This window comes from Nocardia sp. NPDC004722 (assembly GCF_053601505.1).
In genome coordinates this window covers 1-1,196 of the sequence record NZ_JBSGBY010001096.1, presented here as the reverse complement: position 1 = coordinate 1,196, position 1,196 = coordinate 1, and the positions used below count along the sequence as shown (strand labels likewise).

Here is a 1,196-nt window from a genome sequence, read left to right as displayed (position 1 = left end):
GCCAGGTCGTTCGGGCGGGCCGAGCCGCTGCCGCGTTCCTTCACGTAGACCGCGGTCGGCCGGGTCTCGTCGACGGTGACACTCGAGGTGTCCACGCCGCGTTCGGTGAGGTGGCGCACCAGATAGCGCCCGAATCCGTCGTCGCCGACCCGTGACAGCCAGCCGGTCGGCACGCCCAGCTGGCTCAGCACGCAGGCGACATTCGCTTCCGCGCCGCCCGCGCCGCGCTCGAACGCGGGGGAGTCCTCGAGCGGCCCGGGCGCCGCGATGAGCACCGCGAGGCCCTCGCCGACGGTGACAGCCCGGGTGGTCGGCTGGATCACACCAATCTCCTTCGAATGGTTGCGGCTTTCGGACATTACGTGCAGACTAACCACCAGAAACACGATGTGCAACAAGCGTTGCAAATTACGCAATGGCTTGGAGCTATGACCGGAAGGAGCGTCGTGGCCGCCGACAACGTCGTCGCAGCCCCCAGTGAGGTCACCGGATTGCCGGGGACCCTCGCGGACAATGGCCGGGCCGTTCAGGATCTGATCCTGGGCCCGCAGCACAAATCGCTGCCGCCCGCCGCCTGGGGACTGACCGTGCGTGACTATCTGGCCACCACCCCGCACCTGGACGACCTGCAGACCCCGGTCCTGACCATCGACCGGTCCGCGCTGGACGCGAACCGCGCGGTCATGGCCGACTGGGCCCGCGCCGCCGGCGTGCGGCTGGCACCCCACGGCAAGACCTCCATGTCCCCGCAGCTGTGGCACGAGCAGCTGGAAGCCGGGTCCTGGGGCATCACCCTCGCCACCGGCTGGCAGGTCCAGATCGGCCGCTCCCTCGGCCTGAACCGCATCATGCTGGCGAACGCGCTGCTGGATCCCGTCGGATTGCGCTGGGCCGCAGCCGAAATCGCCGCCGACCCGAACTTCGAGCTCTACAGCTGGGTCGACGGCGTCGCCTCGGTCCGCGAGATGGAACGCCACCTCGAGTCCGCGCCCGACGGTGTGAAGCTGAACGTCATCGTGGAACTCGGTGGCCCGCACGGCCGCACCGGCGCGCGTGGCCTCGCCGCCGCCCACGAGGTCGCCGACGCGGTCGACAAGTCCCCGCGCCTCCGCCTCGCCGGAGTCGGCGGCTACGAGGGCGCACTCGCCCACGATCGCACGCCGGCAGGACTCGCCGCCGTCCGGCACTACCTCGAC

The 1,196-nt window shown here is 70.5% G+C and carries 1 protein-coding gene and 1 pseudogene; one reads left to right on the top strand and one right to left on the bottom strand.

Annotation, left to right across the window (positions count from 1 at the left end; translation table 11 throughout):
* The coding region (locus tag ACWELQ_RS46005) for a PfkB family carbohydrate kinase (protein WP_452403244.1) at positions 1–323 on the bottom strand (323 nt) is incomplete at its 3' end.
* Between the two features lie 123 nt (positions 324–446).
* On the opposite strand from ACWELQ_RS46005, the pseudogene ACWELQ_RS46000 reads away from it, so the two are divergent.
* A pseudogene (locus ACWELQ_RS46000) lies at positions 447–1,196 on the top strand (amino acid deaminase); the annotation flags it as partial.